5 protein-coding genes are annotated in these 4,802 nt (G+C 69.0%); 1 reads left to right on the forward strand and 4 read right to left on the reverse strand.

What is annotated here, in order from left to right; translation table 11 throughout:
* Positions 1-197 precede the first annotated feature (197 nt).
* Complete coding sequence (locus FN976_RS28615) at positions 198-938, reverse strand: sulfite exporter TauE/SafE family protein (protein ID WP_145897493.1); 741 nt, start codon at positions 936-938, stop codon at positions 198-200.
* 83 nt (positions 939-1,021) lie between these two features.
* On the opposite strand from FN976_RS28615, the gene FN976_RS28620 reads away from it, so the two are divergent.
* Positions 1,022-1,942 carry a LysR substrate-binding domain-containing protein gene (locus FN976_RS28620; RefSeq protein ID WP_145897495.1) on the forward strand — a complete coding sequence of 307 codons (921 nt, stop codon included), beginning with the start codon at positions 1,022-1,024 and terminating at the stop codon, positions 1,940-1,942.
* Here the strand turns inward: FN976_RS28620 and FN976_RS29090 are convergent.
* The 3 genes from FN976_RS29090 to FN976_RS28630 form a co-directional block, all read right to left on the reverse strand.
* On the reverse strand, positions 1,929-2,078 hold the full coding sequence (locus tag FN976_RS29090; RefSeq protein ID WP_186511275.1) for a hypothetical protein: 150 nt from the start codon (positions 2,076-2,078) through the stop codon (positions 1,929-1,931). The genes FN976_RS28620 and FN976_RS29090 overlap by 14 nt on opposite strands.
* Before the next feature lie 2 nt (positions 2,079-2,080).
* Positions 2,081-3,004 (reverse strand): cysteine synthase A, encoded by a 924-nt coding sequence (gene cysK, locus FN976_RS28625; RefSeq protein WP_145897497.1) that lies wholly within the window; start codon positions 3,002-3,004, stop codon positions 2,081-2,083.
* A 34-nt stretch (positions 3,005-3,038) separates the two neighbouring features.
* Positions 3,039-4,802, reverse strand: a 1,764-nt coding sequence (locus tag FN976_RS28630; protein WP_222432905.1) for a hypothetical protein, incomplete at its 5' end; no start/stop codon positions are given.

Here is a 4,802-nt window from a genome sequence, read left to right on the forward strand (position 1 = left end):
CTGTATGAGGAAGCGGCGCGGCGAAGTGCCGCGCGAATCGGGCGGATTCATGCCGTGAGGCGGGGAGCCGCATGACCGGCGGCATCGCTTGGCGCCGCCTCCACCCACCGAGTTCTTCAACAGAATCGGTCGAAAGCAGACCTCGCCGAAAATGTCCGTTCACGGACTCGGCCCAGCACGCCCGATCGGCGGCGGCGTCAGCGCGCCACCAGCCATCCTCCCAGCGCAACCAACCCCGCGAAGAAGCAACGGCGGAACAGCGCCTCGTTCATATCCTGCCGCAGCTTCTGGCCCAGGGCCATGCCGGCCAGCGCGGGGGCCAGTGCGAGCAGGGACTGCAGCGAGCCCTGCCAACCCAGCTGGCCCTGCGCGGCGAGCAGCACCGCTAGCGCTACCGTCGAAGTGGTGAACGACAGCCCCAAGGCCTGCGCCAGTTCGTTGCGATCGAGTTGCACGGACTGCAGGTAGGGCACGGCGGGGATCACGAACATGCCCGTCAGCCCGGTGACGATGCCGGTCACGGAGCCGACAACAGGGCCCGCGACGGCTTGCACGGCGGCGGAAGGCGCTCGCAAGCGCCAGCCCGCCAGGCCTGAACCCCCGTACACCAGCAGGCAGGCGCCCAGCAGGACGCGCCCCACTTGGTCATTCGCCGGCGGCAACCAGGCCGCGGCGCAGACACCCGCGACCACACCCAGCAGCAAAGGCCACAAGCGCCGCAGCAACGGCTGCAGCTGACCGCCCACCAGGCTTTGCCAGAGATTGGTCACCAGCGAAGGCACCGTGAGCATGCCGGCTGCCTGGGGCACGGGCATGAGGAGGCCCAGCAGCCCCATCGCGAAGGTCGGCAACCCCATGCCGAGCACGCCCTTGACGATGCCGGCGCCGAAGAAGATCACGCTGACCAGGAAGAAATGCGGGATGTGGTCATGGAGCATCGCGCCAGTGTGTCGGCGGCGGGCGCGCAGGACCATCAACCATTGCTTGAGGGTCAGGGTCGCGGCCTTGCCGATAATCGCCCATGCGCTTCAGCTGGACCGACCTCCAGATCTTCCTCCACGTCTGCGAGGCCGGCAGCATGACGGCCGCGACCGAACGGGCGCACTTGACGCTCGCCGCCATCAGCGCGCGCATCCGCGGCCTGGAAGAAGGCAACGGCGTCACGCTGCTGGAACGTCATGCGCGGGGCGTGTCACTCACGTCTGCGGGCGAGGTGCTGGCGCGCCATGCGCGGCTGGTCTTCGAGCAGGTCCAGCGCCTGGAACGCGACCTGATACATGAGGAGGCCGGACACCCGCGCCGCGTCGTGCTGTTGGCCAACAGTTCCGCCTTGGCGCGACCATTGACGCAGGCCTTGGCGCCGCTGTGCGCCTCGGGCGATGCATCACCGCTCTGGCTGGTGCGGGAGAGCGCGAGCGAAGCCACGGTGCAGGCTCTGCGTTCCGGCGCGGCTGACGTCGGCATGGTGTCTGACGCCGTCGACACGCGGGGCTTGGCAGCGCATGACCTGGGCCCCGATCCGTTGGTGCTGATCGTGCCGCGCACGCATCCTCTGGCAGCCCGTGCCAGCGTCGCGTTCGAGGATGCGCTCGCGCAACCCTGGGTGCTATGGGGCGAGCAGACCGCGTTGTCGACGCACCTGTTGATGCGCACCCTCGCGCTGGGCGTTCGCATCGAGGCGCGCGTCACTTATCCGACGGTGGCCGGCGTGCTCGAGTTGGTGCGCGCGGGCGCGGGCGTGACGGTGCTGCCGCAGGCCCTGGTCGACCTGCATGCGCCCGATGCTGCGCTCGCCTGCATCCCGATCCAGGAGCCCTGGGCGCAGCGGCGGCTGCTCGTGTGCTTCCTGAAAGGCGGCGATCCGCTGCGCGGCCGCCTGGCAGGCAGCCTGCGGGCAGCATTGGCCACGGGGCTGACGCGTCAGGCCGTCATGGGACGTTGATGTTGTGGTAGCGCTCGATCTGGCACTCGTACGTCGACTCGCCGGCATCGCAAGGCGAAGCGGGACGCTGGTACGGCGTCATGCCCGAGCAGCCGGCCAGCACGGCGACCAGCAGAAGGATCGCGGCCTTCGCCATGACTACGCTTGCGCCGGCAGGAAGCCTTCGACCGACAAGTAGCGCTCACCCGTGTCGTAGTTGAAGCCCAGCACCGTCGCGCCGGCCGGGATCTCACCCAGCTTCTGCGCGATGGCCGCGAGGGTCGCACCCGAGGAGATGCCGACCAGAATGCCTTCTTCGCGCGCCACGCGCCGCGCCATCTCCCGCGCCGGTTCCGCATCGACCTGAATGATGCCGTCGAGCAGCGCGGTGTCCATGATCTTCGGGATGAAACCGGCGCCGATGCCCTGGATCGGGTGCGGCGACGGAGCGCCGCCGGACAGCACGGGCGACGCCACCGGCTCCACGGCGAAGACCTTCAGCTTGGGCCAGGCCTTCTTCAGCACCTTGGCGCAGCCGGTGATGTGGCCGCCGGTGCCGACGCCGGTGATCAGGTAGTCGAGGCCATCGGGAAAGTCCTCCAGGATCTCGCGCGCCGTCGTCTGTTCGTGCACGGCCAGGTTCGCCGGGTTCTCGAACTGCTGCGGAATCCACGCGCCGGGGGTCTGCGCCGCCAGTTCCTCGGCGCGCGCGATGCAGCCCTTCATGCCCTTCTCGCGCGGGGTCAGGTCGAAGCTGGCACCGTAGGCCAGCATGAGCCGGCGCCGCTCCACCGACATGCTGTCGGGCATGACCAGCAGCAGCTTGTAGCCCTTGACCGCGGCCACCATGGCAAGGCCGATGCCGGTGTTGCCGGAGGTCGGCTCGATGATCGTGCCTCCGGGCTTCAACTTGCCGCTGCGTTCCGCGTCCTCGACCATCGCCAACGCGATCCGGTCCTTGATCGAGCCGCCCGGGTTGGACCGCTCGGATTTCACCCAGACCTGGTGGCTGGTGCCGAACAGCCGGTTGATGCGGATGTGCGGGGTGCGACCGATGGTGTCGAGGATGCTGTTGGCTTTCATGCTGCGCTCCTGGGAAGGAAGCGCAGTTTAGCCCTCAACGGAACGGCATGCCCTTCGGCCCCGTGATCTGCACGCTCAGCCGGTACGCCGTCCAGCTGAGGCAGCCCGTGAAGCCGTTCTTGACCTTGAACGACATCGGGTTGCCGGTGTTCGTCTCCATGAGCGACGGCTTGGGGCCGACGCCCGACGGCACCGGGCAGTTGAGGAAGTTCACGTCGGCGCCGGAATTCTCGCCGGTGAGGTTGTGCGACTTGTAGGCCCAGCCGTTGATCAGCTTCACCTGGAAGTGGTCGTTGCCGAAGAAGGGCGGGCTCGGCACCGCATGCACCTTGTGCTGCGCGCACACCGAGGTCTGGCAGACGCCGCCCTGGAACGGCGTGTTCGGGCCGGCCGCCACGGTGTGCACCAGGCCATGGGCGACGTCCTTGGTGTCGAATTCATGCATCGCGATCGTGCGCGTCTCGCGCGTCGCCACGAAGCTCATGCCATCGCGCTTGAGCACCTGGTTCTTCGCCGTGGTGACCTCCACGTAGGCGCCCTGGTCCGGCAGGCCCGTCAGGTCCGCCGGCACGTTGGCGACGATGGCCGTATCGGACCAGGCATCGACCGGAAGGTTCTCGGCAATGGTGTTGCCGGCCGCGCCTTTCAGGCGCACCTTGCCCAGCTGCAGGCCGAAGCAGCCGGCGAGCGTGACTTTGTCGCCAGGCTTGAGCGCCACGGGTGAAGCCTGGTTCACCGCCGGCGTGCAGGGCGGCGCGCTGCCGGGCTTCATGATCTCCAGCCCGGCCGTCTGGTCGATGGGACTCGAGCCGCCGGCGGGCGCCGCAACGGGCCGGCCCGGGTTCGCCACCACCCCTGCTGCGGGCTGCAGTCCCACCGATGGACCGGCCGGCGCGGCCTGCACCGTGAACTTGCCGTCGCTGCCGGCGGGCATGCTGAAGCAGCCCACGGAGGCGGCGATGTTCTGCCCGGGCGCCACCGAGTGGCCGATGATGAAAGTGCCGGCCGCAGGCGGCACGAAACTCACCTTCCTTGGCCAGGGCGCGTTCTTCGCGAACACCGCGCCGACCGTCTGCGCCGCGCCTCCAGCCGCGGGCGACACGCGGATCACCGCATCGGCCGGGCACACGCCGTCGCCTTCGACGATCAATTCCACCGGCTGCCCCGCCGTGGGAGTCGTGGGGGACGCCGACACCTTGGTCAGCTTGCCGGCCTGCACGACCACCGTGCTCGCGCTGCGGGAACCGCATTGCTCCGCAAGCGTGGGGCCCGGGATGGTCTTCACCGAGAGGAAGTAGGACTTCGCGGTTGCGTACTTGTGCGTGACGCTCAGCTTGTTCTGGCCGGATACCGCGCCGAAGTCGAAGCTGGGCACCACCTGCTTGCTGCCGTCGCCCCAGTCCACCTCGATGTTCTTGCAGGTGCCCTGGCCGCTGATCGCGAGCGTGGCGTTCTCGTTGACGAAGTACTGCGGCTTGTCGAACGTCGGTGCGGCGCCCAGCCCTTGCGAAAACGCGGCTGGCGTGCCGGCCATGAGCAGGCAGGCGGCGGTGATGCGGTGAAGTTGTCGTGACATGGTTGCTCCTGTGGATGAAAGTGGCGGAATCAGCGCACCGGCGGAGGTGCGGGGGCGACCGTCGGCCTCGGCGTCAGTGGCGGTGCGGCCGGAGACTCGGGCGGCGGCGGCGGTGGCCGGCCACCGGTGGAGGGCGCCGGTGGTGTCGTTGTCGGCGGCGTCGTTGTCGGCGGCGTCGTGGTCGAAGGTGCCGGCGCCGGCGCGACCGGGCGGCCAGAGGTC

This window comes from Caenimonas sedimenti (genome assembly GCF_007833165.1).
Lineage (GTDB): Bacteria > Pseudomonadota > Gammaproteobacteria > Burkholderiales > Burkholderiaceae_C > Ramlibacter > Ramlibacter sedimenti.

Coding starts and splice junctions, on each gene's coding strand:
- cysK (WP_145897497.1), bottom strand. CDS start 3,004: ATGAAAGCCAACAGCATCCTCGACACCATCGGTCGCACCCCGCACATC.
- FN976_RS28615 (WP_145897493.1), bottom strand. CDS start 938: ATGCTCCATGACCACATCCCGCATTTCTTCCTGGTCAGCGTGATCTTC.
- FN976_RS29090 (WP_186511275.1), bottom strand. CDS start 2,078: ATGGCGAAGGCCGCGATCCTTCTGCTGGTCGCCGTGCTGGCCGGCTGC.
- FN976_RS28620 (WP_145897495.1), top strand. CDS start 1,022: ATGCGCTTCAGCTGGACCGACCTCCAGATCTTCCTCCACGTCTGCGAG.